We start from the raw sequence: 24,896 nt of genomic DNA, 5'->3' as shown, positions 1-24,896 counted from the left end.
GATCTATGGCGCAGCGCTGTGCGCGTCGCCGGGGCGATGCATTTAACTCTACGTCCCCTTCTGTGTAAGGGAGGGGTCGCCCGTAAGGGTGTTGGCAGAATATGTAAGGTTAGGTTTTCCCGTCCTCCCAGGTTCTGGTCCCCCGATACAGAAAGAAAGTGTTGGGGAACCCTCTCTCAAAGACTCAAAGAGATTGTTGAGGGAGTGGTTAGCCACTTCAAAATAATTGTGCAAGAAGCTGATAAAGCCCACACATTAGAAGACAAGTCTTTACACGTTCTAACGTAAATTCTATCGAGCATAATAACTTATTAGAAGCGCGTTTTCGGAAGGGGGAGCTTTAGGGTAGTAAGTTATGGTCGCATGTTATTGCGTGGGTATACATTTACAACAGGAGCTTCCGCACCTTCCGGCGGACAGGGTTGGAGCGATCCGAACTTACGTATGTGGAGAGGGCTCTGGCAGGGGCTTCTCGCAGGAAGGGGACCGCTCATCCCTTGTTGAGGCAGGAATCTATCAGGCCTGTCCGGTTCAGTTGGCGCTGTTTTTGCCGATACCGGCGGGGGAGTTCAGGCGAAGACCATGACAGACGCAACGCTCGGTCTGTTACTTTTGCTGGCCCGGCAGGGAACCGTCGGGGTGCTCGACGACGCCGAACTGGCCCGCCGCATCCGTGCAGGGGATCAGCAGGCTTTTCGGCTTTTTTTTGAACGATACTACGCCTTTTTGCTGCACTACCTGGAACGAATGGGCGTTCCGTCGGCCGTCGCGGAGGATCTGGTGCAGCAGGCCTTTTTGGCTGTCTGGGAGCGGCGAGCGCAGATTGACCCGAACCGCTCTCTGCGGGCGTTTCTGTTTCGCATCGGGCATAACCGCGCGCTGAATCACTTTCGCGACACGCGCCGGCTGAGCCAGCAGGCTGAGCTTCCGGAGCTTTCAGATCCTGCTCCTGGAGCAGATCGCCAGACCGATGCCGGGTTTTTGCAGGCGCGATTGCAGGAAGCTATTGCACGACTTCCGGAGCGTCGCCGGGCTGTTTTCGAGCTCTGCTTTCTTCAGGAGCTGACCTATCGCGAAGCGGCGGAAGTGCTGGGGATCAGTCCAAAAACCGTAGAGAACCAGATGGCACAGGCGCTCCGGCAGCTTCGGGCCGCGCTGTCCGATTTTCGGTAGCAGAAATTGGGGCGATTCGGATGGGGGAAGGAGCCGCTTGCCGTGTATAGGAAGTAGCCAGCCAACGAGCGGCTGGCCTGTTGTACCATCCGAATCAACCAAACGACAGGAGGTGTGCGATGAAGCGGCTTTATCAAAGTGGACTGGCGCTGTTGCTGATGGCATCGCTGGCAGCCTGTGATGCATTGCAAAATGCACAGGAAGAACAGGAGCTTAACGAGGAGGTCGCCCGTGAAGTAGCTGAAGTGGTGGCGCAGTCACTGGCCGACCAGAGCGACGGCATGATGACCGATCTCTACGATGCGACGGCCACATTTGACCAGCGCGGTATGTATTACCTGACCGGTAGCGTCGTCTCGAAAAACGGCGACGAGGTGCAGAACCCGCGTTACTGGCGGGGCATGCGCCGGGGCTTCCGAGTAGATTACGACTCAACAACCGGGACGTTTACCATTCATTTCGTTCATGAGGTTACGCGTCCCAATTTCCGCAAGTCTATTGAGGCGCTGTTAAAGTACATTTTCAAGGACAAAAATGGCCAGTTTATTGCACGTCCCCGCGCAGAGCGTAATCGGATTGCTTCCATTGATTTTGAAGGGTATCGCAAAGGATCTGTGGCGCATCGGACGCCTTCGGGCAACGAACGGAGCGCTTCGTTCGAGCGTCGGGCTACCTGGCATGTAGAAGGCCTGGAGGCAGAAAGCGATACGATTACCTTTGAAGGAGAGCAGGAAATGGAGGGAGCCCGGCATTTTGTGAACCGAGAAGGGCAGGAGGTGGAGCAGGAATTCCGGGCCCGGTTGGTTACCGATGGACCGATTGTCATTCTGAAGCCTTCAGCTACCGATTCGCTGGAGCATCTGACCTACGGTACGCTGGCCTATGAAGTACGGATGGTCAAGCGCACAGGGGACAAGGAGGTGGTGCATGAGGTAGAAGGGACCATTGAAATGAATGGGGATGGTTCGGCGCTTGTGCGCTTCTATGGCGTGCCGCAGACGTACCGTATTTTCCTGAGCACCGGTGAGGTTAAGCGAGAGTCGTAAGCCACGGGGTAAGCGGGGCGCCCCACGGGCGCCCCGCCCTTACGTTTCTTGAGGTATGATGCAGCAACCATCCCATAGCGACCGTGACGAAACGCTCGCCCGGCGGATCGGGCAGCTTCGGGAGGCGGGACAACCGCTACATACGGATCCGGAGCTGAGGAATGATCCGCTGGGGCGGGCGTTGCTGGCGCTGGCCGATGAAGTGGCTCCAGTCGATCAACCAGCGCGGCGCGAGCGCATCTGGCAGCAGATTGCTATGCGGATGCATCGGCAGGCAGCCGATCGTATGCCGCAGCGCCCCGCTCTGAAGCGCCGTCCGCGCTGGCGTCGCGCGCTGGCTGTGGCTATCGTGTTACTGGCTGCTGGCCTGGGATGGTGGCTGCATCTACTTCGAGAAGCAGCTCCCGTGCTGGTGGCCTCGGCCACTACAACCCGTCAGGTATACACGGCGCCGGACGGATCGCACATTACTCTTCGTCCCCATTCGCGCCTTTATCTATTGACACACGCCGACAAAGTCTTACGGTATCGGCTAGAAGGAGAAGCTTTCTTCGAGGTAGTGCATCGGCCCACGCGACAGTTTCAAGTAGAGGCTGGACCGGTGCGCGTTACCGTGCTGGGCACGCGATTCGACGTGCGCACCTGGAGCGGTGTAGAAGTATTTCTGGAGGAAGGACGAGTGCAGTTAGAAGGACCGGCAGGGCAGCGCCAGGTGCTCACAGCGGGTCAGCGTAGCCGCCTCACCGCTGACGGACATCTGACGTCCCCGGAGCCTGCCTCGGCCGAAGACTACCTGGATTGGATGCAGGGACGGCTGGCTTTTACGCAGGAGCCAGCCAGCCAGGTGGCTGCCGAACTGGCGCATCACTTTGGCGTGCAGATTACGCTGCCCGAACCCTATGCCTCGCAGACGCTCAGTGGTACGCTTCTGCTGGATAGCCTGGAGCAGACGCTGGAAGATCTGAGCCGGGCCTTAGGCGGTCGTTTTATCAGAATCGCTCCCGGGCACTACCGATTTGAGGCCCATGCGGTGCGATAGGATCGTGCGTTGGCTGATGGGGGTGGGACTTGGCCTGCTGGGCCTGACGGCAACGGTTCAGGCCCAGTCGGTGGTCTATCACGACACGCCGCTTCGCCAGGTGCTGGACGATGTTGCCCGGCGCACAGGCTATCAGGTCCTCTATCGCGATGCGCTGGTTAGCGGCCGCACCGTTACGCTGGCAACTTCTACCTCCGAGCTGCTCAAGGCACTTACCCGCGAACTGAGCCGTCAGGGGCTGGTGCTGGAAGCCGACACCGTGCGACGGCAACTTATTCTACGGGAAGCCCCTTCGCGAAGCGTCTCAATAGAAGGCCAGGTGCGTGACAGAACAACAGGGATGCCGCTGCCGTACGCGACGGTTTCCTGGTGGGCAGGCGACCAGCTTTTAGGCACCATGGCCGATGCAGACGGGCATTTTTCTCTCACGCTGCAACGGGCGGCTGCGCAGGATACGCTCGCTCTGACTGCTTCCTACGTGGGGTACCGGCCACAAACCGTGCGGCTAGCGGTCCGCGACAAACAGGAGTCCCTGACGATTTTCCTGCAACACCAGGACAAAAAACTGCCCACCGTCCTGATTGTCGGAAGCGCTGCGTGGCTGGATGGAATCGATACAACCTGGCAGCGCCTGGTGCAGCCTGAACGCTTTGCGCCGTTTGGAGAACGGGGCGTGCTGCGGGCGCTTCAGGCTCTGCCAGCCGTTGGATTGGCTGTTGGACTGGAAGGGTTGACCGTGCGAGGAAGCCAGACGGACGGATTTCAGGTATTGCTCGATGGCGTGCCCGTCTACCATCCCTCTCATTTGTTTGGGTTGTTCGATGCCTTTAACCCGGATGCATTGCAGGCGGTGGGCTTTTTCTATGATGTAGCACCGGCTACCTATGCTGCCCCACCGGGCGGCACCCTTGCCTTCGTGACCCGCAGCGGGGCTTATCAGCGGCTGGGGGGCGTTGCCGGTCTGAGTAACGTGGCGGGTCGTCTCTTACTGGAAGGCCCTCTGGGGCGCTCGGGAAGCTGGTTGCTGGCAGGCCGCCGGTCATTGCTGGACGTGCTTGCCTGGCCGGGTAATGATCGGCTGGTCGCCTTCGGCCTGGATGTGGCCCGCCCAACCGGACCGCTGCCGCCCAATGTGGCCGACCTGGAGGCGCGTCTGTTAGAACTGGGCCCTTCCACAGCAACGTTTTATGACGTGCATGGCAAGCTGCGCCTGGAAAGCAGACGTGTCCGCCTAACCGTAAGCGGCTATCTGGGCAGCGACGACGCACGTCAACAGGCCCAGCGCCTGATGCCGCGCTGGAACGCCCGTGGTAGGATTATCGGCTTTGAATGGCAACCGGTGACCACCTGGCAGCGCTGGACCAACCGTACAGCAAGCATTCAACTGACCTATCAGATGGCGGCGGGCTTTCATCTTCGGACGTTGCTGGCCACCACTGCCTATGCAAGTCGCTACGCCAAAGATGATTTTCTGTATGCTTTTGCCGGCGGCGGGCTGCAAAAACTGTTTCGACGATTGGCCCCTTTTGCCTACGCGAATGCGTTGCGTGAATGGCGCTGGGAGCAAACGTTACAAATCGTTCAGGGCACCGGTTACTGGACGCTAGGCTATGCGCTGCAGCAGCTAACCCTTACGTACGAAGAGCATTCGGCCGTCCGAGCGCGTCCGTTTCAGGAAAAGCAACAGGCCGTGCAGACCGACGCCTTCTTGCAGTATGAAGGACGGCCTGACCCGCTGCTGAACGTACTGGCAGGGCTGCGACTCCATGCATTTTCAACGGGACCCTATTTCCGACTTTCGCCGCGACTGCAGCTTACGGTGCATCCTGACGGACGCTGGTCGGCAGGGGTGGGCTTCAGCCGAAACTATCAGTTCCGGCACCACCTGGCCTTCGAGAATATGAACAGCACAGGGGTGTGGTTGCTCACAGGGCGCGACCAGCCTCCGACCGTCGTTGATAACGTGAGCGTAGGGGTACAATTGCGGCCAGGACATACGCGGATCCAGCTTGACGCCTACGTCCGGCGTTTTGCGAACGTGTGGCAACATGAAGTGGTAGCCCCTTTCTTTCTGATTGCCCGCGATCCGGAAACAACCACGCCCTGGCTTACCGGCGCGCGAAGCCGAGCCTATGGGCTGGAAATGTTGCTGGACCAGCCGCTTGGCCCATTTCGGGCCACGCTGGCCTATGCACTGGCCCGCGTTGAGCTGGCCCATGATGCCCTGAATGGCGGCGCGTGGTATCCAGCTCCCTGGGATCGTCGGCATCAATTCCGGGCTTATCTGGACGTGCCCCTCTGGTCGGCCGCAGCGCTCACGCTCGCCTGGTTTTCAGCTTCTGGACCACCCAACACGGAACGTTATACGGAGCAGACGCAGCCTGAACGGTTAGGACCCTACCACCGCATGGACCTGACGCTGACGAGTCGCTATCGCCTGGCTTTCGCAACAGCAGAAATGCGGCTGGGGGTGTTCAATCTGTTTAACCGGGCTAACCCCTGGTACCGCGAGCCCGTGCTGGTACTGGTAGGCGAGCGGCTGCCGCGCCGTTTTGCTTTTGCACCCGTTGATGTGTATGATCTGGGCCGGCAGGCCTCTTTCGAGTTAGTGCTGCACTTCTGAACATCTAGCCTCTACGCTATACAAAAGATTATACAGAACTTGTAAGAAATTTAACCAGGCGCACTTCCTGTCGATACCCAGAAAGAAAGCGCATTCTGGGAACGTCTAGCCTCACCTGAACATGCGTATGAGGCATGGCAGGCGCCTACCAAGCGCGCTGCCTGCACCGGCAACGGGACCTGTCGAAGTCTGGGACCGGTCGGACAATCCCGTGCAACGGCACTGGCGATTGTTCAGGGAGGGAGCGCCCGATCCTGATGCAGGGGATCGGAGGAAAGACCGACCGGATCCCGGGGAGGCCGGGAAAACGCACCGGGGAAGTTTCGAGATGATCTGGACGCTGCCCCGGGACGCCTGCGTGTGGGAGGTAAACCGGGAGACAGAAGCACCAACCTCTCGGGAGACGGGGCACGATTTCCAGATAGCAGTTGACCTGGACGCCTACGTGCAATTCCTGTGCTCAGAAAGGGACCTGGGCGGGACGGCTAATTGACTGCCAGGGGAAGTGCATGAAATCGCTGCGGCAGAAACGCATGGATAACGAACGCAGGGACGGCAATGAAGACCATGAAATACAGATTGCTCTGGTGTTTTCTGCTGCTTCTGCCGGGAAATGCAACGGGTGCAGAAAGCGGGTTGATTCAGACGATACCTGTAGAGCGGACGCGCATTTACCGCACTAAGGCGACGTTCCTATACCATTTTGCGCAGTTCAGCCTCTGGCCTGATAAGGCTTTTGAAGGTGCCGAAACGCCCCTTCGACTGTGCCTCCTGGGAAAGAATCCTTTTGGAGAGGCGCTGGAACAGCTCAAAGGGAAGACTGTGCACAACCGACCGCTGGAGATTCGCCATTTACCTGCTGGTGCGTCGGCCCAAGGTTGCCATATCGTGTTCATAGGGGCGATGCCGACCCAGATGCTGCAGGCAGCGCTGGCGCAGTTGCGACATCAGCCCGTGCTGACGATTGGCGAAGGCGAGGATTTTCTGAGACAAGGGGGGATTGTACGCCTGGTGGAAGAGGGGAATCGCGTGCATTTTGAAATTAATGTCACGGCGGCTCGCCGGGCAGGGCTTCAGTTGAGTGCGCGTCTGCTCCGGCTGGCCCGAATCTACGAGGAAAAAAGATGAGGCTCGTAGATCGCTGCTCGCTTAAAACGCAGATGATTCTGATCGTGCTGTGGACCAGCACGGTCATTCTGCTACTGACGGGCGTACTGTTTGCCCTGTACGATCTGGCGCAGTTTCGGCGCGAGAAGGCGCGCGAGCTGGAAGTGCTGGGCCGATTACTGGCTGAGCATAGCGTGGCCCCCCTGGTTTTTCAGGATGCTCCGGCAGCCACGGAGGTGCTGGAAGGCGTGCGCAGCATTCCATCGGTGCAGATCGCAGCGCTGTATACCCCGGATGGAAGGCCGTTTGCCTGGTACCTCAATGGCGTGGAAGCCACCGAATTGCCGGAGCGTCTGCCGGCTGTCGAGAAGGGACGCACCTTTCTGCATCACGTAGAAACCGTGCGGTGGGAGGGGCAAACGCAGGGCTATGTTTATCTGCGAGCAAGTCTGCTGGGCTGGCGAGAGCGCATGATACACTATGCGTCCGTAGGCGGTAATGTCATTTTGCTGGCCCTGGGCATCAGCATGATACTGGTAGCGTTGCTGCAGCGGGGCCTTGTGCGCCCGCTGGAACGTTTGCGTCAGGTAGTGCGCTCAGTCGCCGAAACCCATGACTACTCGATTCGGGTGCCGGTCGAAGGTCCCGTTGAACTGCGCGAGCTGGCTGCCACGTTCAATGAAATGCTGACCCGCGTCCAGGAACACCAGGCCGTGCTGGTGGCTGCCAAAGAAGCCGCTGAAGAAATGGCACGTCTGAAAAGCACGTTCCTGGCCAACATGAACCATGAAATCCGCACGCCGCTGGCCGGTATTCTGGGCTACGCGCAGATTCTGGAAGAAGAGCTGCAAGATCCGATGCAACGCGAAATGGCACAGGTTATCAAACAGAGTGGGCAACGGCTGCTCGATACGCTGGATTCCCTGCTCTACATGTCTTGCCTGGAGGCCGGTACGGTGTGCGTGCATCATCGAGAGCTGGATGTGGTAGCTGCCACGCGGGCCGTGATCAACGAATTAGAGCCGCTAGCCCGCAGCAAAAAACTGGAGCTCACGCTGCAAAGCAGCGAAGCTGCCCTGACCGCCTGCATCGATGAAGGGCTCTGGGAGCGATTGGTCAAAAATCTGGTGCATAATGCAATTAAATTTACCGAAAAAGGTGGCGTGACCGTGCTCCTGGAGGGAGACGCCGAAACCATCCAGTTGCAGGTCGCTGACACGGGCATTGGTATTCCGGAAGAGCTACAGTCGGTCATCTTTGAGGAATTTAAGCAAGCATCCAGTGGGCTTTCCCGCGATTATGAGGGCAGTGGGCTTGGCCTGACCATCGTGCAGCGCATTGTACGGCTACTGGATGGACAGATTTATGTAGAAAGTCAACCAGGGATTGGCAGCATCTTCACGGTGATTATTCCTCGCCGCCGCGAACAGTCAGCAGACAGCCGCGTGGCGACAAACGGAACGTCCTGCGCGCAGGCTTAGCTACCATGCTCACGGAGGGCCAGCCGGATGAGCTCTTCTGCCGACTGAAGTCCTGGATGTTGCCGAAGCACTTTGCGCAGACTGCGTTCGGCCGCCGCACGGGGCAGGCCCAGCGCTTCCAGCGCTGCCAGAGCATCGGCTCGCGCCTGCGCGCGCACGTCGTCCACACCTGCCGGCGCAAGTTCGGCCAGATCCAGCAGTGCCAGACGATCCCGCAGCTCTACAATTAATCGTTCGGCCAGGCGCTGGCCTACTCCAGGTATGCGCTTCAGCGCCTGTGCATTTCCGGTCGTTACAGCGTCCCGGAGCTGACCCGGAGAGAGGGTAGAGAGGGCAGCCAGCGCCAGACGAGGCCCTACACCGGCTACCCCGATGAGCAGCTCAAACAGCGCGCGCTCGGCCTCCGTTGCAAATCCGAACAGCAGCACTGCGTCTTCCCGCACATAGTAATGGGTAAATAGATGGACGGGCGCACCGACCTCGGGCAACACTTCATAAGTGGACGTGGGGATCAGCAGCCGGTAGCCCAGGCCGTGCACGTCCACAATCACTTCGGTCAGCTTTTTAGCCGCAAGTTTTCCGGAGACGTAGGCGATCATGCAGAGCGTTCTGACTGGGTTTGCAGGGCTGCGGTGTGGTTCCGGCGCACCTCTTCAAGCACCGTCCGGTTCCAGCGCATGACAATGGGCAGGCGACGTCCAATGCCAAACGCCTTGCCCGTTACCCGCAGGCCCGGAGGCGTCTGCCGGCGTTTGTACTCGTTGCGGTCCACGCGCCCCAGGATGTCCGCCACCAGGGCGCGATCGAACCCCGTGGCCGCAACAATTTCGTCCACTTCTTCCCGGTGTTCAATGTAGTGTTGCAGGATTACATCCAATACTTCATAGGGGGGTAAGGTGTCGGTGTCTTTTTGCCCGGGGCGCAGCTCGGCTGAGGGAGGTTTGGTCAGGATGCGTTCGGGGATGACGTAACGGCCGGCTCGGGCATTGATGTAGCGGGCCAGGCGATAGACCTGCGTCTTGTAGACGTCGGCCAGCACGGCCAATCCTCCGTTCGTGTCGCCGTAGAGCGTTACGTACCCGACGGCCATTTCGCTCTTGTTGCCCGTTGAAAGCAACAGGTAGCGAAACTTGTTCGACAGCGCCATGAGCGTGACCCCCCGCGCACGCGCCTGGATGTTTTCTTCCGTGACATCTTCCGGCAGGTCGTCAAAGACCGGTGCCAGCATCTCACGAAAGGCCTCAACGGCTGGCATAATGGGAATCACATGGAACGTAATGCCCAGGTTTTCGGCTAGCTGGCGGGCATCTTCCACCGACTCCGGCGAAGAGTACTTCGAAGGCATGGCTACGCCAACGACGCGCTCCGGCCCCAGTGCCGCTACAGCCAGCGCGCAGGTGACGGCCGAGTCGATGCCTCCGGAGAGCCCAAGCACAACCTTTTCAAATGCACCCGTTTTGTAGAAATAGTCTCGAATGCCCAGCACCAGCGCATCATGCAGATCCTCAATGTCAGTGCGCTGGTGCACATACGGGGCATAGGATGCGTCGGTATCCCAGAGGAGCAGGGCTTCCTGAAAGGAGGGAGCGCACAGCAGAATCGAGCCGTCCGGGGCATGAACCCGGCTGTCGCCATCGAAGATCAGCTCGGTATTAGCGCCTACCTGGTTGACGTAAACGAAGGGGACGCTGTGCTCGCGGCAGATCCCTTCGATAATTCGGCTCCGTTCGTCGTGTTTGCCCAGCGAGAAGGGAGAAGCGCTGATGTTGACAAACAGATCGAGCCCCTGCGTGGCCAGCTCGTCGATGGGGTTTTCGTCGTAGAGGTGGTAGGGGGCCCAGTCCTCGTTGTTCCACATGTCCTCGCAGATATGCAGGCCTATCCGGAGGCCGCGCCAGTGTACGACCGGCTGGGGAGGGCCAGGCTCGAAGTAGCGGTATTCGTCAAACACGTCGTAGGTGGGCAGCAGGCGCTTTGTGACCCGGGCGACGACACGTCCGCCTTCCAGTAAGAGGGCTGCGTTGAAAAGCCGCTTGCCGACCGGATTTTCGTTGCGAATGGGAGCGCCCAGAATCACGCCGAGGTCCGGAGGAACTTCTAATGCAATGGTTTCAACCGTGTGCGCAATCGCTTCGATGAAAGCCGGCATGTCGAGCAGGTCCTGGGGCGGATAGCCTGCCACGCACATTTCCGGAAAGATGACCAGTTCGGCCCCCTGACGATAGGCCTGGTGTGCATAGTCGACAATCTTGCGGCGATTACCCTGCAGGTCGCCAACGATCGGGTTGAGCTGCACCAGCGCGATTTTCATAGGCACCTGGCACATTAGACAGCGAATGCGACGCCGCAGAACACGCCGCAGGGGACCAGTGCGTTCCCTTCAGCCGGCTCGGAGCCAGCCCAGATAGGCGGCTTCCAGAGTATCGGCCTCGGGTAGATGATTGCAAAAGTCAGCAATCGGACCAGCAAAACGCACGCGTCCCCGGTGCAGCACCACCAGGTAGTCGCACAGGCGCTCAAGCTTGTCCAGCCGGTGGGAACTGATCAGCAGCGTGGCGCCCTCACGATTATGCGCATGTAGCAGGTCGATGGCGGCCTCGATCGCCTGTGCGTCCATGGCTTCGAAGGGTTCGTCCAGCACGATCAGGCGTGGCCGGTGCAGCAGCGCCAGCAGGAAAGCCAATTGGCGTCGCATGCCGTTTGAATAGGTTTCGATCCAGCGATCGAGCGCTGTGGCTACTTCAAAGGGACGGGTCAGCGATTCGATCCGGGCAGCGGCCTGGTCAGGGGGAAGACCGTAAAGCTGCGCCGCCAGTTCGAGCTGCTCGCGGCCCGTAAGGCGTTCCATCAGCGCCAGGTCTTCCAGCATGAAGCCCACCTGGCGTTTGTAGGCATGACGACCCCAGCGTAGGGGGTGCCCCAGCACCGTAATCTGGCCAGCGTCGGGCCTGAGCAGGTTGGCCAGGATGCGAATCAGCGTGCTTTTCCCGGCTCCGTTGGGGCCGAGCAGGCCGCAGCGCGCACCTTCAGGCACCTGAAAGGTCACGTCCTGCAGGGCCTGCGCGGTGCCTTTTCGACTGCGAAAGCGCTTGGAGCAACGGTAAACGTCCAGCGCTGTTGCGTTCATGCGCGTCTTACCGACAGTTCCAGGGAGTCCAACTGGCGCGCTGTCCGGGAAAACAGCGGGCGGCTGAAGCGCCACAGAACAAAAAGTAGCAGGGGCACCAGAAGCGGCAGCAGGTAACCCAGCAGGACGATACCCAGCGTGAGCAATTGTGTCCCGCCCCCGATAAACCCGGCTACAACAGGGGCTTCGGGCCACCAGCGGCGCACGGCCGGATAAACGGCCAGTCCGGCGACAGAGCCGCCGCTCAGGGCGGTGAGGCTCAGAGCCGTCAGCGGCAGCAGATCCTGGCGCCAGGTGGCCGGATGCAGGGCGATCCAGCATGCCAGCATGGCCAGCGCCACCAACCCCTGCTGATGCAGCAATACCTGACGTTTACGGCGGAGCAATTCGGCCAGATCAACGCCCCAGAGGCGGTAGCAGCACCATTCGTGGTCGTTGACGAACCATTCGAAAAACGGCGCAATCAATGCCATGCTGCTACCGATAGCATACAAGAGCCGGAGCGTATCGTGCGCTTCCGGGGCATACTGCCCCAGCTTCCAGAGCAGCAGCGCCATCAGTCCCACGACCAGGAAGGCGGCCCCCCTGGATCGAGAGCGACCGTGCAGGCGCAACAGCAGGCAGTGCACCGAACGCATGGCTCATCCCCGGCTGGCCCACCCGGCAATCAGCAGCGCCGCGGCCGTATGCCCCAGCAGCCATAATATCGGCGTCAGCACGGGCGCACCGCTCAGCATGGCCGCCATGGCTTCCCCATAAGACCCTGCCAGCGGCACGTAGCGCGACAGCGAAAGCAACCAGGCGACGAACGCCCGAACAGCCGGGAGCCAGTTGGCCGCTATATTCGGCAGAATAAGAAGCCACCCGCCTATCAGTACGAGCTGGAGCAATTCGTGACGCCCCTGAAGCCGACCGCCCCAGCGACACCACGCAGCAAACAGCAGCGCAAACAGACCGACCAGGACAAGCAGCGTCAGCCCGATGGCCGCCAGGGCCTGCCCCACCGGGAAGAAGGCGGCGAACCCGACAGCTAGCCCCAGCAAGTAAAAACCAGCGAGCATCAGCAGGCCGGGCTCTAGCACAAAAAATGCCAGCGCATACCTCGGCATGTGGGAGAAGCGAACAAGCACCCCCCGGTGCCAGTCGGTCCGTCGGACAAGTCGAAAAACCAGGTAGCATAATACCAGGTAGCTATACAGCAGAAGGGTAACGGTATAGGTGGCCGCATTGCCGGCGTTCCGGGGATACATGCTCTGAAACAGGGGTAGAATAAAGCCCAGCGTAAAAATGCCGATCCCACTCAGGGCGACCAATGCCCAGAATTCCAGCAACGACCACCCCCGGCCGATCAGGCGGTAGTTAAGCCGAAGCCAGGGGCGAAATGGACTTACTGCAAACATTCCGTTACGAGCCCTGTGCCCACTGCGGTTGGGCCAAGAATGGCATTGCTTAAATATAGCGTCCATCCTACTGCTCCTGCAGGGGGCACGGCAAAAAGCCCGATAAAGAACACGATTGTACCTGCAATGGCAAGGCCACACTGCAACGCATCCAGAAAACCACGTTCCGGTTCGTGCTGAGCCCGGGCCACGAGCGAACCGGCAACGGGATGCAGCATGACGTAGCCCAGCGTGATGCGGAGAAGCCTGCGTATCCAGTGGATCATAGCGAACCAGTAGCTTGGATGGGTGATGAGTTGGCGTTAAAAGGTAACACACACAAAAAGGTAACACACACAAGTCAAGTGTAACCGTGCGATAACCTGAACTCGGACCACTTCTAAATTTTGCAATTTCAGCATCCTGAGGCGCGTTGGGGCGTTGGTGAAACCGTTACACCAGAGCCAACCTGTATGTTTGCATGGAATCTCAAATAAAAGCCTGTGCGGAACTGGTCGAACAATCGGCTGCCGGGGCGGATGGACTGGTGCAGGTGGAGGTAGATCCGGCCTCGGGACGCCTGACGCTTACCTATGATCGCCAGCGGCTTTCGGCAGCGGAGGCCGAGCGGCTGGCCCGGGAGCTGGCGGCTGCTCTGGAAGAGCGGCCGGCCCATTGCACCCTGCATGTGCAGGAGCAGGGCGGCCGCAGTTGCGAGACCTGTGCGCTGGCGCTGGAGCGACGGTTGCAGACGCTGCCGGGTGTGCGGCAGGCGCACGTGTCGTTTCGGGGCGGTGTGCTGCATGTTGCCTACGATGCGGCGCAGACCTCGCCGGAGGAGCTGGCCCGCGTGGTCGAGCGCTTCGGCGTGCGAACGTTGCCGTCTGAGCCAGCGCAATCCTGGCGTCTCTGGCTTCAGGGAACGCGCCGAGAGGCGCTCTTCGTGGCCCTGACGCTGGGTGGACTGGTTGTGGGGTGGCTGGCCGGACGGCTGGGAGCGCCGTCGCTTGTGAGCGCTCTGGCCTATGGGATTGCCTATGTCTTCGGGGGGTGGGACGGGCTGCGTAATGGCATTGAAGCGCTGCGGCATCGCACGGTCGATATCGACCTACTGATGGTGCTGGCGGCGTTAGGTGCGCTGGTCGTCGGGGCGCCGGCTGAGGGGGCCATGCTGCTGTTTCTGTTTTCGCTGTCCAATCTGCTGCAGCATTATGCCATCGGACGCTCGCGGCGAGCTATTCAGGCCCTTATGGAGCTTCGACCTGACCGGGCACGGGTGATCCGGGAGGGGCGAGAAGTGGAGCTGCCCGTGGAAGCGGTGCAGGTTGGAGAGGTGTTCGTGCTGCGTCCGGGAGACCGCGTGCCGCTTGATGGCGTGATTGTTCGGGGCGAAAGTGCGCTAGACGAATCGTCCATCACGGGTGAGTCGATGCCGGTGGATAAGGGGCCCGGGCAGGAGGTGTTTGCCGGCACGATCAACACGACGGGAAGCCTGGAGGTGCGCGTGACCCGACCAGCCTCGGCTTCGACGCTGGCTCGCATGATTGAGCTGGTTGAACAGGCGCAGAGCGAAAAGGCCGTAACCCAGCGGTTGATTGATCGTCTGGAGCAACCCTATGCGCTGGGAGTGCTGGGGCTGACAGCGCTGGCGATTGTGGTGCCGGTCGTTTTCTGGGGAGAACCTTTTGGAGAGGCTTTTTACCGGGCCATGACGCTTATGGTAGCCGCCTCGCCCTGTGCCGTCGTAATTTCGACGCCGGCTGCTGTGCTGTCGGCCATTGCGGCCGGGGCGCGGCGGGGCGTGCTGTTCAAGGGGGGCGTCTATGTCGAGGCGCTGGCGCGCGTGCGGGCCGTTGCGTTTGACAAGACCGGTACGCTTACCGAAGGTCGGACCCGCCTGGTGCAGATCGGGGTGCGTGCAGAGGCAGGACTCTCCGAAGCGGAACTGCTGCGGCTGGCTGCTGCGGTGCAGCAGCGCTCAGAGCATCATCTGGCGCGGGCTACTGTTGAGGCGGCTCGTGCGCGGGGCGTGCAGGTGCCGGCGGTCGAAGGTTTTCAGGCAGTAGTGGGCAAGGGCGTGCGGGCTAAGGTAGGCGAGGCCACGGTGCACGTGGGTAATCTGCGCTACTTCGAGGCAGCGTGGCAGGAGGCCGAAGGGTTTACCGAAGGAAAGGAAGCCGTTGAGGCGCTGGCCCGTCAGGGCAAGACGGCCGTACTGGTAGCGTGGGAGCGTGCCGGCCGCAAGGAGGTGCTGGGCTGGCTGGCCTTTGCGGATCGATTGCGACCCGGCGCCGCCGCAGTGATGCAGCGGCTCCGAAAGCTGGGGATTGCCCGAATCATGTTGCTGACAGGCGACAACCGCTACGTGGCCGAGGCTATTGGCCGGGAGGCAGGTGTCGATGTCGTGGCTGCCGAATTACTGCCTGCTCAGAAAGTTGCCCAGGTGAAAGCCCTGGTCGATCGCTACGAAGCGGCCGCGATGGTGGGAGACGGGGTGAACGATGCGCCGGCACTGGCAGCGGCCACGGTGGGGATCGCCATGGGAGGTGCCGGCACAGACGTGGCACTGGAGACCGCCGACGTGGTGCTCATGCGCGACGACCTGCACCAACTACCCTATGCATTGGCGCTCAGCCGCGCAACACGCCGCACGTTGCTGGTAAACTTCGCGATTGCGTTTGGCGTGATGGGGCTGATGATCGGTGCGATTCTGCTGCAGGGGATGTCGCTGCCTCTGGCAGTGGTGGGGCATGAAGGGTCCACGGTTCTGGTTTCGCTGAATGGCTTGCGATTATTAGGCTTTCGGGAATCGTAGCATACTACTGGTAGCCAATCTCCGAGCTCAGCAAGATCTTGCTGGGCATGAACGTGCCACTGCCGCGTCCGATCAGCCGGTTGCGCTCGTCGTAGAGTTCTCCTTCGGCGACGAGCAGACGAGGCGCATGATGCACCAGTCGGCCTCTGGCTTTCAGAACACCTGACGTAACCGGGCGCAAAAAGTAAAGGGTAAAGCTTACGGTTACGATAAAGAAGCGGGTTTCGACAGACTGCGCGGCAAAGAAGGTTACGTCATCCAGCGCCTTAAAGTAGACCGCGCCGTGCACGGCACTGGCCGCATGGAAGAATTCTGGACGGATCGGGATTGTCAACGTAGCCTGTCGTTCCGACACGTGCAGTTGCGGCTGAAAGTAGGCGTTAATCGGCGCCTGCTGGTACATACGCTCCAGTTTTCGGAAATGGGCTTCCGGATCCATCGCTGGATATCAGACTGCTCCATGAGATAGAGGACGGCAGTAAAGAAAGTGCGCTTGCCTGTCATTTGCAATGGCGTGAGGGGGGTATGCAGCCAGCTCAGGGAGAAACGGAATGAGGCAGGGCGATGGCATACAGGTACCAGGCTGCGTGGGGCAACCATTGTTCGGTCCAGCGCCAGTCGGTGTCCTGTCCGGTGACGGCATAGCCCAGGTTGTAGGCAATGCCGCCTGGTCCTTTCAGCCCGCCAGTGATGCCGTTACTGATGCCGCCCGGAGCGTTCGTGTACGCATAGCTATTGAAGAACAGATACTCCGGGTTGTTACGTCCTACTCCTTTCAGCATGCACACGTCGTACGGATTGCGGCCGAGGATCCAGTGGAGCTGGTCCCAGGCAAACTGGTGCAACTCCCGATAGAAGGTCGTGTCGGTGGCAAAGAAAGGAGCGGCCATGCGAGCAGCCGCTGCAAGGGAAGCCAGCCGGGCATTTTCGCCTTGCCACCAGGGAGCTGCTTCGGTGTTGTGGGGAAAGAAGAAGGCGCTGTAGCGACGGCCAGTGGTATCCTGAACAAGCTGCCGGGCATACCCGAAAGGATTGGGGACCTCGCGCGTGATCGTCAGTTCAAAGCGCAGGGCTCGCCGCACGACGTCCAGCACCGCCGCGCGACGCGCCGAATCGGCTATGGACAGGTAGTTCAGGAGACTGACCACGGGCAGTCCCGCATCGGAGGGATGGAAGAACGGCCGGTCGGTATCGTCGGCCCGCCAGTAATCTCGATAGGGACCCCACGTGGCAAGACGCGCCATCAGGCGACGGGCCCGCCGATAGGCGGCTTCACGGTAGGCCGTCTTGCCGGTTGCGCGATACAGTTCGGTGGCTGCCATTAAGGCGCTGTAGTCGTCCAGGATGTTTTCGCGGCCATCGTTGGTAAGCTGACGGTTGTACCGTTCCAGAAAGGCAAAAGCGGCCTCAGCAGTCCGCAGGTAGGTGGTCTGATCGAAATCGCCATGCACGGGCAGCGTGCTGGCTCGGGCCAGGGCCGCAATGGCCAGTCCTCCGCCTGCCCGGTAGCTGACGTCGTACAATGCGATGGAGTCGTTAACGGCCAGCACTTGCTCCTGCTTGGTCCGCGTGGCTGGATCGGCCAGGGCATAAGCAGCCCGCGTGGCTGCGATTACACGGTCTTCCGGGCGCTTTGCCGGACCGGGGGCAGCCACCGACCGAAAAAACGAGCCGTAGGGGTCGCGCATGCGCACAAGAAAGTCGGCTCCGTAGAGGGCTTCGTCGAGCGCTCGAATCCGATACTGGTGAACGTCGGGGTCGTCTCGCTCGGAAAGCAATCGGTACGCTTCCAGCAGTACCCAGACGACCAGGGGCGTTTGCTGGGGATTGAAATACGTAGAAAAGGATAAATGCGACAGGTGTTTGCCATAGTCGCCGGTAGCATCGTACCAGCCGCCGCGCACGTCCACGCATCCTGTGCGGAAGCCTCCCTCGAAGGGGCGGCAGCGGTCGGCACGGTCGTAGCGTCCTGAACTTCGCTGGCTCTTGAAATAGAACAGCACGTCCGAAAGCGTTCGGCGCACCAGCAGATTGTTCTGCAGTTCAAAAGGAAAAGAAGTCACCGGGCCCTGATTTGTCTCGCAGCGCAGCCAGTAGAAACCCGCTTCGGTCACGGAGGAAAAATCCAGGCGCCAGAAGTGCCAGGCTGGCCAGTCTTTGACGCGTCCGAGGGGTTCCGGGAAGATGCGCAAGATCATGTTTCGGGTGTCTGCTTTATAGAGGAAGCAGCCGGTCGGCTGCAGGGTAGCGGATCCCTGAAGGAGCGCTTGCTTCGGACCTCGGGCTTCATAGCCTATATGATTGGTCAGAATGCGTGGCGTGAACGTGGTGTCGAAGAGGACGCCAACGAGCAAAAACAGGAAACGCAGCATAGTCTGCGGTAAGTAGCTTTTGAATCCCCCAGAGAATAAGGGGAGCTCGAGGCTCGTGCAACCGGCACAACGGCTGGGAGCGGTCTCAATTTGCAGGTTCCGGAAGCACCGAGCTATAGCGGTGGGTCAGTGCCATGAAGTGCCGGCATTGCTCCTGCACCCAGGTCGCATCGCGGCCTAGCTCGGCAGCAATGCGTTGCGCTACAGCCGGGGCGGCCTGGCATGCAGCCTCTGCATCGAGAAACAGCGCGCGCGTGCGCCGCGCCAGCACGTCTTCAAGGGTGCGTGCCATTTCGTAGCGGACCGCCCAGACCACTTCGACCATGCGGTACGGAAGGCGAGGATGCAGCGGGGTGGCCAGTTCGGGATCGGTTTTCATAAGCTGGCGGATCCGGCCCGCATCGCTTCCATAGACATGCCAGGGATCTGATAGGTCGATCTGCCAGGTACTGCCGTGCAGGCGTAGCGTGGCCGTAGGCGAAGGGCGATGGGGAAGACCGGCAACCTGGAGCGCCCGATCGACCGTCTCCGCGGCCATGAGGCGGTAGGTGGTCCACTTGCCTCCTGTGATGGTGACCAGTCCCCGACGAGAGACGACAATCACATGTTCGCGAGACAGGTGGGCGGTGTCTTCTTTAAGCGGGCTGCGTTGCACCAGCGGTCGAAGCCCGGCAAAGACAGCGCGGATGTCGGCATTTGTGGGTGCAGGCTGCAGGTACCGAGCGGCATGAGCCAGCAGGTAGGCGATTTCCTCTGAGGTAGGAAGCGGCTCAAGGGCAGGGGTAGGTACGGGCGCGTCGGTGGTCCCCAGAAGCACATGGCCGTGCCAGGGAATGACAAATAGCACGCGGCCGTCGTCGGTGCGCGGAACGAGCAATGCTGCTTCGCCTGGCAAAAAGCGCCGGGGCAGTACAAGGTGCACGCCCTGGCTTGGTATGATTAACGGAGCTGCTTCAGGGTTGTCCATGCGGCGCACCGCATCTGCAAAAACACCGGTGGCGTTAACCACCACGCGGCCCCGCACTTCGAATTGTTCACCCGATTCCAGGTCACGTGCAATGACGCCCTCCAGGCGCGTTCGCGTGCGGAGCAATGCCTCGACAGGCATGTAATTCAACACCACCGCGCCATGCTCTGCGGCCGTCCAGGCCAGATGTACCAGGAACCGCGCGTCGTCAAACTGGCCGTCGGTGTAGGCCAGACCGCCTCGCAGGTGATCAGTCTGAAGCGTGGGCAGGAGAGCGCGCGTCTCAGTAGCATCAAGCCAACACATGGGACCCATCCGGGCAGGGCCAGCCAGGCGGTCATAGATCCAGAGGCCCAGCCCATAGAAAGGCCGTTCCCACCATCGATAGCATGGCACCACAAACAGGCGGGGCCAGACGAGGTGGGGCGCGTTGTGTCGCAGCAGGCCGCGTTCGCGAAGCGCTTCGCGCACCAGGCTGATGTCTCCTTCTCGCAGGTAGCGCACGCCTCCATGAATGAGCTTAGTGCTCCGGCTTGAAGTCCCCTTGCCAAAGTCATGCTGCTCGAAGAGCACCGTGCGAAAACCTCGGGCGGCTGCATCCAGGGCAATGCCCAGTCCGGTAGCCCCGCCACCAATCACGATTACATCCCAGATCTCCTCTTGCCGCAGGCGTTCCAGAAAAGCATCGCGGTGTAGATGAGCCTGCATGCACCTGGTTGATTCTACCCGGTTGGCGATAATCGAAGGATTTCCACCGAGGGGAATCGGGTACGGTTCCGAAAGGATTCCAGAGAGCAGGGCTGGTTGCCAGAATCACTGGCCCTGCAGTATCCCCACCTGATTGACCAATCCGGGCGATAGAAAATAAGGTCGCACTGCCCTGAGAGCTCGCACTCTCCTATGCTGCGGCCGGCGCCTGCCGTTGCAGCAGAGGTTGTTACAAACCTGTAACGCCCCAAAAAGCAGAGCCGATCTCTTGACCAGGAGCCGAGAAATTTTTAATTAAGCTGTGGTGAAGAGGCGATGAAGAGATGAAGGAAATAATCTGGACAAAGCGCTTCTCTTTAAACCAAGGGGGCATTATGCGGCACACGATTCAGGTTACGGTCAACGGACAGACGCACCGGGTGGAGGTCGAGCCCCGCCTGTTACTGGTTGAGCTCATTCGCGATGTGTTGGGGCTCACGGGCACGCATGTGGGCTGCGATACGAGCCAGTGCGGTGCCTGCACGGTGCATGTGAATGGCGAGGCCGTTAAGTCGTGCACCATGTTCGCGGTGCAGGCTGACGGTTGCGAGATTACAACCATTGAAGGGTTGGCTCAGGACGGCCAGTTGCATCCCCTCCAGGAAGGGTTCTGGCAGGAGCATGGGCTGCAGTGCGGCTTCTGCACTCCGGGGGTTATCATGGCCGCCGCCGACCTGCTGAAGCGCAATCCGGATCCGTCGGAAGAAGAAATTCGGCGGGCATTAGAGGGGAATTTCTGTCGGTGCACAGGCTATCACAACATCGTGCGGGCGATTCAGCACGCGGCTGCTCGCATGCGGGGCGAGGAGGTGGTGCCGCGAGGAGAGCCCGCACCTACGGGCGCTTCTTGATCGGAGCGCATCACGGAACAGGCAAAAAACCTGTCTGAAGCCATGGAAGCCAGAACCTACATTGGAGCCCCTGTTCGCCGGGTTGAAGACCGGCGCTTTGTGACAGGACGGGGACGTTACACCGATGATATAGTGTTGCCGGGCATGCTTTATGCCTGGATTGTACGCAGTCCCCATGCGCATGCCCGCATTCGGGCCATCCATACGGAAAAGGCGCGCCAGCATCCGGGGGTTGTCGCCGTCTTCACGGGCAAAGACATGCTGGACGACGGCGTGGGTTCACTGCCGACAGGCTGGCAGATTGGCGCCGACATGAAGGAGCCCCCCCATTATGCCCTGGCCGTTGACAAGGTGCGCTATGTGGGCGATGGGGTGGCCGTGGTTATCGCCGAAACGAAAGCCGCTGCCCGCGATGCTGCCGAACTGGTGGAGGTGGACTACGAGGAACTCCCGGCGGTTGTGGATGCTGCCGAAGCCCTTAAAGAAGGCGCTCCCCTGGTGCATGACGAGGCGCCGGGCAACCTGTGCTACGTCTGGGAGCTGGGCGACCGCGAGGCAACCGACCGGGCCCTGGCTACCGCGCATCACGTCACCAGACTCGAATTTGTCAACCAACGGCTTATCCCGAATGCCATAGAACCCCGTGCCGCTATTGGACACTACGACCCGGGACGGGATGAACTGACGCTCTACACGTCCTCCCAGAACCCCCATCTGATTCGGCTTTTGCTGTGCGCCTTTGTGCTCAACCTGCCTGAGCATAAAGTGCGCGTGATCTCGCCGGACGTGGGCGGAGGCTTTGGGTCGAAGATCTTCCATTATCCGGAAGAGGTTATCTGTGCCTGGAGCAGCCGCAAGCTGGGACGGCCCGTGAAGTGGACGGCAGTGCGGAGCGAAAGCTTTGTGAGCGATGCCCATGGCCGCGATCACATCACAACAGCCGAAATGGGCTTTGACCGCGACGGTCGCATTGTGGGGCTCCGCGTGCGAACCATTGCAAACCTGGGCGCTTACCTTTCCACGTTTGCGCCGGGCGTACCCACCTGGCTGTACGGCACGTTGCTGGCCGGTCAGTACAAAACGCCACACATTCACGTCGAAGTAAAGGGCGTTTTCACCAATACAACGCCCGTAGATGCCTACCGAGGCGCCGGGCGTCCTGAAGCGACCTACGTGGTCGAGCGCCTGGTGGACCTGGCCGCCCATGAAATGGGAATAGATCCGGCTGAACTCCGGCGCCGGAATTTTATTCAGCCAGACGAATTCCCCTATCAGACGCCCGTTGTGCTCCAGTACGACAGCGGCAACTACGAGGGAGCCCTCAACAAGGTGCTGGAAATGGCGGACTATGAACAACTTCGTGAAGAGCAGAAGCGAGCGAGGGAGCAAGGGCGGCTCCTTGGCATCGGGCTTTCCTGTTACATCGAAGCATGTGGGCTGGCTCCCTCCAAGGTTGCAGGAGCCATAGGTGTACGAGCCGGTCTGTATGAAAGTGCTGCCATCCGAGTATTGCCGACCGGTAAGGTGCAGGTTTTTACCGGTACGCACTCGCATGGCCAGGGCCACGAGACCACCTTTGCGCAGATTGTGGCGCATGAGTTGGGCATTCCGCTGGAAGACGTGGAAGTTATCCACGGGGACACAGCGGAAATTCCTTTTGGGATGGGTACCTATGGCTCGCGCAGCCTGGCCACAGGCGGTAGTGCTATCTACCGGGCGCTTGAAAAAATCAAGGCCAAAGCGCGAAAAATCGCCGCGCATAAGCTTGAGGTAGCAGAAGAAGATCTGGAGTTCCGCAACGGCCAGTTCATTGTGAAAGGCACCGACCGGGCTATTGGATTTGGTGACGTTGCGTTGACAGCATACGTGCCCCACGATTATCCAGAGGACCTGGAGCCTGGCCTGGAGGAGAATGCCTTTTATGATCCGGCTAACTTTACCTTCCCCTTTGGCGCGCACCTGTCGGTTGTCGAAGTCGATCCCGAGACAGGCAAGGTGAAGCTGCTGCGCTACCTGGCGGTCGATGATGTGGGGCGCATTATCAATCCGATGATTGTGGAAGGACAGATTCACGGAGGCGTCGCCCAGGGGGTGGGGCAGGCATTGCTCGAAGGAGCGGCTTATGATCGCGAAAACGGGCAGTTGCTAACAGGATCGCTGTTAGATTACGCACTGCCGCGCGCTGACGATCTGCCCTCGTTTGAGATCGGGCATCAGGAGACGCCCTGTCCGCACAATCCCCTGGGAGCTAAGGGAGCCGGAGAGGCGGGGACGATTGCTGCCACGGCCTGCGTGGTCAACGCCGTGATTGATGCGCTCTATCACCTGGGCGTGCGGGATATCCCCATGCCCCTGACCCCTGAACGCGTCTGGCGGGCTATGAAGGGGCTGCCCACCGACGGACACGCTTCCTGAACCATCTAACCGAGCAAGACGGCCATGATTCCGCAGACGTTCGAATACAAGAAGGCGCATTCCATTGACGAAGCGCTCGCCCTGCTTCGGGAACATGGCGACGAAGCAAAGCTGCTGGCAGGCGGGCACAGTCTGATACCGCTCATGAAACTCCGGCTGAGCACGCCGGAGATGCTTATTGACATTGGCGGCATCCGGGAACTCACAGAAATACGCGAACTAGACGGCCGCATTGAGCTAGGGGCACTTGTTACCCACCGGATGATTGAGTTTTCTCCCCTGTTGCAGCAGAAGTGTCCTGTGTTGCCGGAAGCGGCTGCCCTGATTGGCGATCCGCAGGTGCGAAACAAAGGAACCATTGGGGGCAGCCTGGCACATGCCGACCCAGCAGCCGACTATCCTGCGGTCATGCTGGCGCTGGATGCGGAGATTGAAGCAGCCGGGCCAGACGGTAGCCGCACGATTCCCGCGCGCGCATTTTTCCAGGGACTGTTCACCACCGCGCTTCAGGCCGGTGAAATGCTCACGCGGGTGCGCGTGCCCGTGATGCCACCGCGCAGCGGGGCCGCCTACCTCAAGTTCCCGAACCCTGCCTCCCGCTACGCCGTGGTGGGCGTGGCCGCCTTCGTTAAACTGGCACCCGATGACACATGCGCCGAAGTACGTATCGGCATTACCGGGGCGGCCGCGGCGCCCTTCCGCGCGACCAGTGCAGAAGAGCGGCTTGTGGGGAAACCCATTGATGATCGGACCCTGGTGGCCGCGCTTGAAGACCTGGTCGATGCCGACGATCTGCTGAGCGATCTGGCCGCAACGGCCGAATACCGAGCGCACCTGTGCCACGTGCTTACGCGCCGCGCACTTCAACAGGCCTTCGAACGCGCCCAGCGCTGAAGCTGCTGCTACATTGCAACGCGCTCTGGTCGAAGGTGCACACGGATGCCGGCCGGATCCTGCAGCACTGAGGGTAGCGTGTGGGCTACGCCCGCAGGAACCGCCAACGTGTAGGCCAGCAGGCCGGTAGCATGGACTGGTGCGCGGCGCCCTCGGGCCCAGATATTGGTGCCAATATGATGATGATAGCCATCGTAGGCAAAAAAGCGGGCCCCCGGATAGGTGCGCTGGGTGACGGTCATGCGGAGCTGACCCGCAAAAAACTGCTCGGCTTCGTCCAGGTCGGGCACATGCAAATGCAGGTGGCCCAGGCGCACCTCAGGCGGAAGCGGAGCAGGTCGGCTGGTCCGCAAGAGTGCTGCCAGGTCTAACGGTCTGGTTACCATGAGCGCCCCCTGACGTGGCCAGGTATCGGGGGGACGATCCGCACACAACTCCAGTCCATTTCCTTCTGGATCCCGAAAGTACAGAGCTTCAGAAACAGCGTGATCAGCCGCGCCTTCGAAAAAGACATTGTGCTCCAGCAACCGACGGGCCGTTGCAGCCAGGTGCGACCGATCCGGTAACAACAGGGCAAAGTGATACAGCCCGATTGAAGGCCAGGGACGCAGGGGAGCCGATGGATCAGCCACCAGCTCTAAGGTGAAGGCAGCGCTTTCCGGGCCCAGCACCAGTCGGTCGGAGGTGGCCTCAAGCACCGACAGCCCCAGCACGTTGTGATAGAAGGCATGCTGCACATGCAGCGCGCGCACGCGCAACCTCAGCGCGCGGATGCGTAGCGGAAACGTTGCAGACATACTGGCTCTTCTCGTATGTTCCTAACCTCCAGGACAATCCACTAAACCCGCCTTGCATACCTG

At 60.4% G+C, this 24,896-nt stretch carries 21 protein-coding genes; 11 read left to right on the top strand and 10 right to left on the bottom strand.

Features of this window, described 5'->3' with window-relative positions:
• Positions 1-582 precede the first annotated feature (582 nt).
• From BUA15_RS07065 to BUA15_RS07040, 7 genes are all read left to right on the top strand, one after another.
• Complete coding sequence (locus tag BUA15_RS07065) at positions 583-1,173, top strand: RNA polymerase sigma factor (protein WP_072715288.1); 591 nt, start codon at positions 583-585, stop codon at positions 1,171-1,173.
• Positions 1,174-1,292: 119 nt separating this feature from the next.
• The gene (locus BUA15_RS07060; RefSeq protein ID WP_072715287.1) at positions 1,293-2,219 is read left to right on the top strand and encodes a hypothetical protein; all 927 of its coding nucleotides are present in this window, start codon (positions 1,293-1,295) and stop codon (positions 2,217-2,219) included.
• A gap of 55 nt (positions 2,220-2,274) precedes the next feature.
• Positions 2,275-3,258: a FecR domain-containing protein gene (locus BUA15_RS07055; RefSeq protein ID WP_072715286.1), complete on the top strand. Its 984-nt coding sequence runs from the start codon at positions 2,275-2,277 to the stop codon at positions 3,256-3,258.
• Positions 3,245-5,881, top strand: coding sequence for a TonB-dependent receptor (locus BUA15_RS07050; protein ID WP_084660540.1), 2,637 nt, complete (start codon positions 3,245-3,247; stop codon positions 5,879-5,881). The genes BUA15_RS07055 and BUA15_RS07050 overlap by 14 nt, the downstream gene beginning before the upstream one ends.
• 121 nt (positions 5,882-6,002) lie before the next feature.
• Positions 6,003-6,374 (top strand): hypothetical protein, encoded by a 372-nt coding sequence (locus BUA15_RS13605; protein ID WP_143149583.1) that lies wholly within the window; start codon positions 6,003-6,005, stop codon positions 6,372-6,374.
• 74 nt (positions 6,375-6,448) lie between these two features.
• Entirely contained in the window at positions 6,449-7,009 is a 561-nt protein-coding gene (locus BUA15_RS07045) for a TOL_0243 family YfiR-like periplasmic protein (RefSeq protein ID WP_245771960.1), read from the top strand.
• On the top strand, positions 7,006-8,469 hold the full coding sequence (locus BUA15_RS07040; RefSeq protein WP_072715283.1) for an ATP-binding protein: 1,464 nt from the start codon (positions 7,006-7,008) through the stop codon (positions 8,467-8,469). The genes BUA15_RS07045 and BUA15_RS07040 overlap by 4 nt, the downstream gene beginning before the upstream one ends.
• Here BUA15_RS07040 and ruvA read toward each other — a convergent pair.
• The 6 genes from ruvA to BUA15_RS07010 form a co-directional block, all read right to left on the bottom strand.
• Positions 8,466-9,068 (bottom strand): Holliday junction branch migration protein RuvA, encoded by a 603-nt coding sequence (gene ruvA, locus BUA15_RS07035; protein ID WP_072715282.1) that lies wholly within the window; start codon positions 9,066-9,068, stop codon positions 8,466-8,468. The genes BUA15_RS07040 and ruvA overlap by 4 nt on opposite strands.
• On the bottom strand, positions 9,065-10,780 hold the full coding sequence (locus BUA15_RS07030) for an NAD+ synthase (protein WP_072715281.1): 1,716 nt from the start codon (positions 10,778-10,780) through the stop codon (positions 9,065-9,067). Before BUA15_RS07030 ends, ruvA begins: the two co-directional genes overlap by 4 nt.
• A 69-nt stretch (positions 10,781-10,849) precedes the next feature.
• Positions 10,850-11,596, bottom strand: coding sequence for an ABC transporter ATP-binding protein (locus BUA15_RS07025; RefSeq protein WP_072715280.1), 747 nt, complete (start codon positions 11,594-11,596; stop codon positions 10,850-10,852).
• Positions 11,593-12,234 (bottom strand): hypothetical protein, encoded by a 642-nt coding sequence (locus BUA15_RS07020; RefSeq protein WP_072715279.1) that lies wholly within the window; start codon positions 12,232-12,234, stop codon positions 11,593-11,595. The genes BUA15_RS07025 and BUA15_RS07020 overlap by 4 nt, the downstream gene beginning before the upstream one ends.
• Before the next feature lie 3 nt (positions 12,235-12,237).
• Positions 12,238-12,996: a hypothetical protein gene (locus tag BUA15_RS07015; RefSeq protein WP_072715278.1), complete on the bottom strand. Its 759-nt coding sequence runs from the start codon at positions 12,994-12,996 to the stop codon at positions 12,238-12,240.
• Entirely contained in the window at positions 12,984-13,262 is a 279-nt protein-coding gene (locus BUA15_RS07010) for a hypothetical protein (protein WP_072715277.1), read from the bottom strand. Before BUA15_RS07010 ends, BUA15_RS07015 begins: the two co-directional genes overlap by 13 nt.
• 194 nt (positions 13,263-13,456) lie before the next feature.
• Between BUA15_RS07010 and BUA15_RS07005 the strand changes: the two genes are divergently transcribed.
• Positions 13,457-15,790 (top strand): heavy metal translocating P-type ATPase, encoded by a 2,334-nt coding sequence (locus BUA15_RS07005; RefSeq protein ID WP_218587569.1) that lies wholly within the window; start codon positions 13,457-13,459, stop codon positions 15,788-15,790.
• 4 nt (positions 15,791-15,794) lie between these two features.
• On the opposite strand, the gene BUA15_RS07000 is transcribed toward BUA15_RS07005, so the two are convergent.
• The 3 genes from BUA15_RS07000 to BUA15_RS06990 all read right to left on the bottom strand — a co-directional run bounded on the left by BUA15_RS07000 (position 15,795) and on the right by BUA15_RS06990 (position 19,837).
• Entirely contained in the window at positions 15,795-16,229 is a 435-nt protein-coding gene (locus tag BUA15_RS07000) for a PaaI family thioesterase (RefSeq protein ID WP_072715276.1), read from the bottom strand.
• Positions 16,230-16,326: 97 nt separating this feature from the next.
• Positions 16,327-18,162, bottom strand: a complete 1,836-nt coding sequence (locus tag BUA15_RS06995; protein WP_072715275.1) for a glycoside hydrolase family 9 protein — start codon at positions 18,160-18,162, stop codon at positions 16,327-16,329.
• 85 nt (positions 18,163-18,247) lie between these two features.
• Positions 18,248-19,837, bottom strand: coding sequence for a glycerol-3-phosphate dehydrogenase/oxidase (locus BUA15_RS06990; protein ID WP_072715274.1), 1,590 nt, complete (start codon positions 19,835-19,837; stop codon positions 18,248-18,250).
• Positions 19,838-20,211: 374 nt separating this feature from the next.
• On the opposite strand from BUA15_RS06990, the gene BUA15_RS06985 reads away from it, so the two are divergent.
• Genes BUA15_RS06985 through BUA15_RS06975 form a run of 3 tightly spaced genes read left to right on the top strand, consistent with a single transcriptional unit; the run spans position 20,212 to position 24,036 of the window.
• Positions 20,212-20,727, top strand: coding sequence for a (2Fe-2S)-binding protein (locus BUA15_RS06985; protein ID WP_072715273.1), 516 nt, complete (start codon positions 20,212-20,214; stop codon positions 20,725-20,727).
• A 42-nt stretch (positions 20,728-20,769) separates the two neighbouring features.
• Positions 20,770-23,142, top strand: a complete 2,373-nt coding sequence (locus tag BUA15_RS06980) for a xanthine dehydrogenase family protein molybdopterin-binding subunit (RefSeq protein ID WP_072715272.1) — start codon at positions 20,770-20,772, stop codon at positions 23,140-23,142.
• A 24-nt stretch (positions 23,143-23,166) separates the two neighbouring features.
• Positions 23,167-24,036, top strand: a complete 870-nt coding sequence (locus BUA15_RS06975) for an FAD binding domain-containing protein (protein ID WP_072715271.1) — start codon at positions 23,167-23,169, stop codon at positions 24,034-24,036.
• Positions 24,037-24,044: 8 nt separating this feature from the next.
• On the opposite strand, the gene BUA15_RS06970 is transcribed toward BUA15_RS06975, so the two are convergent.
• The gene (locus tag BUA15_RS06970) at positions 24,045-24,833 is read right to left on the bottom strand and encodes a VOC family protein (protein WP_072715270.1); all 789 of its coding nucleotides are present in this window, start codon (positions 24,831-24,833) and stop codon (positions 24,045-24,047) included.
• Between the last annotated feature and the right edge of the window lie 63 nt (positions 24,834-24,896).

It is taken from the genome of Rhodothermus profundi, from assembly GCF_900142415.1.
Taxonomy (GTDB): Bacteria; Bacteroidota; Rhodothermia; order Rhodothermales; family Rhodothermaceae; genus Rhodothermus; species Rhodothermus profundi.
The sequence above is the reverse complement of the archived record's forward strand: the minus strand, read 5'-3'. Positions and strand labels throughout refer to the sequence as shown.

What these genes read in the sequence shown, in the direction of transcription:
- BUA15_RS07060 (WP_072715287.1), top strand. Translation starts at nt 1,293, where the DNA reads ATGAAGCGGCTTTATCAAAGTGGACTGGCGCTGTTGCTGATGGCATCG.
- BUA15_RS07020 (WP_072715279.1), bottom strand. Translation starts at nt 12,234, where the DNA reads ATGCGTTCGGTGCACTGCCTGCTGTTGCGCCTGCACGGTCGCTCTCGA.
- ruvA (WP_072715282.1), bottom strand. Translation starts at nt 9,068, where the DNA reads ATGATCGCCTACGTCTCCGGAAAACTTGCGGCTAAAAAGCTGACCGAA.
- BUA15_RS13605 (WP_143149583.1), top strand. Translation starts at nt 6,003, where the DNA reads ATGCGTATGAGGCATGGCAGGCGCCTACCAAGCGCGCTGCCTGCACCG.
- BUA15_RS06985 (WP_072715273.1), top strand. Translation starts at nt 20,212, where the DNA reads ATGCGGCACACGATTCAGGTTACGGTCAACGGACAGACGCACCGGGTG.
- BUA15_RS06970 (WP_072715270.1), bottom strand. Translation starts at nt 24,833, where the DNA reads ATGTCTGCAACGTTTCCGCTACGCATCCGCGCGCTGAGGTTGCGCGTG.
- BUA15_RS07045 (WP_245771960.1), top strand. Translation starts at nt 6,449, where the DNA reads ATGAAATACAGATTGCTCTGGTGTTTTCTGCTGCTTCTGCCGGGAAAT.
- BUA15_RS07025 (WP_072715280.1), bottom strand. Translation starts at nt 11,596, where the DNA reads ATGAACGCAACAGCGCTGGACGTTTACCGTTGCTCCAAGCGCTTTCGC.
- BUA15_RS07015 (WP_072715278.1), bottom strand. Translation starts at nt 12,996, where the DNA reads ATGTTTGCAGTAAGTCCATTTCGCCCCTGGCTTCGGCTTAACTACCGC.
- BUA15_RS06995 (WP_072715275.1), bottom strand. Translation starts at nt 18,162, where the DNA reads ATGCTGCGTTTCCTGTTTTTGCTCGTTGGCGTCCTCTTCGACACCACG.
- BUA15_RS07055 (WP_072715286.1), top strand. Translation starts at nt 2,275, where the DNA reads ATGATGCAGCAACCATCCCATAGCGACCGTGACGAAACGCTCGCCCGG.
- BUA15_RS07065 (WP_072715288.1), top strand. Translation starts at nt 583, where the DNA reads ATGACAGACGCAACGCTCGGTCTGTTACTTTTGCTGGCCCGGCAGGGA.
- BUA15_RS07040 (WP_072715283.1), top strand. Translation starts at nt 7,006, where the DNA reads ATGAGGCTCGTAGATCGCTGCTCGCTTAAAACGCAGATGATTCTGATC.
- BUA15_RS07005 (WP_218587569.1), top strand. Translation starts at nt 13,457, where the DNA reads ATGGAATCTCAAATAAAAGCCTGTGCGGAACTGGTCGAACAATCGGCT.
- BUA15_RS07010 (WP_072715277.1), bottom strand. Translation starts at nt 13,262, where the DNA reads ATGATCCACTGGATACGCAGGCTTCTCCGCATCACGCTGGGCTACGTC.
- BUA15_RS07000 (WP_072715276.1), bottom strand. Translation starts at nt 16,229, where the DNA reads ATGGATCCGGAAGCCCATTTCCGAAAACTGGAGCGTATGTACCAGCAG.
- BUA15_RS06980 (WP_072715272.1), top strand. Translation starts at nt 20,770, where the DNA reads ATGGAAGCCAGAACCTACATTGGAGCCCCTGTTCGCCGGGTTGAAGAC.
- BUA15_RS07050 (WP_084660540.1), top strand. Translation starts at nt 3,245, where the DNA reads ATGCGGTGCGATAGGATCGTGCGTTGGCTGATGGGGGTGGGACTTGGC.
- BUA15_RS06990 (WP_072715274.1), bottom strand. Translation starts at nt 19,837, where the DNA reads ATGCAGGCTCATCTACACCGCGATGCTTTTCTGGAACGCCTGCGGCAA.
- BUA15_RS07030 (WP_072715281.1), bottom strand. Translation starts at nt 10,780, where the DNA reads ATGAAAATCGCGCTGGTGCAGCTCAACCCGATCGTTGGCGACCTGCAG.
- BUA15_RS06975 (WP_072715271.1), top strand. Translation starts at nt 23,167, where the DNA reads ATGATTCCGCAGACGTTCGAATACAAGAAGGCGCATTCCATTGACGAA.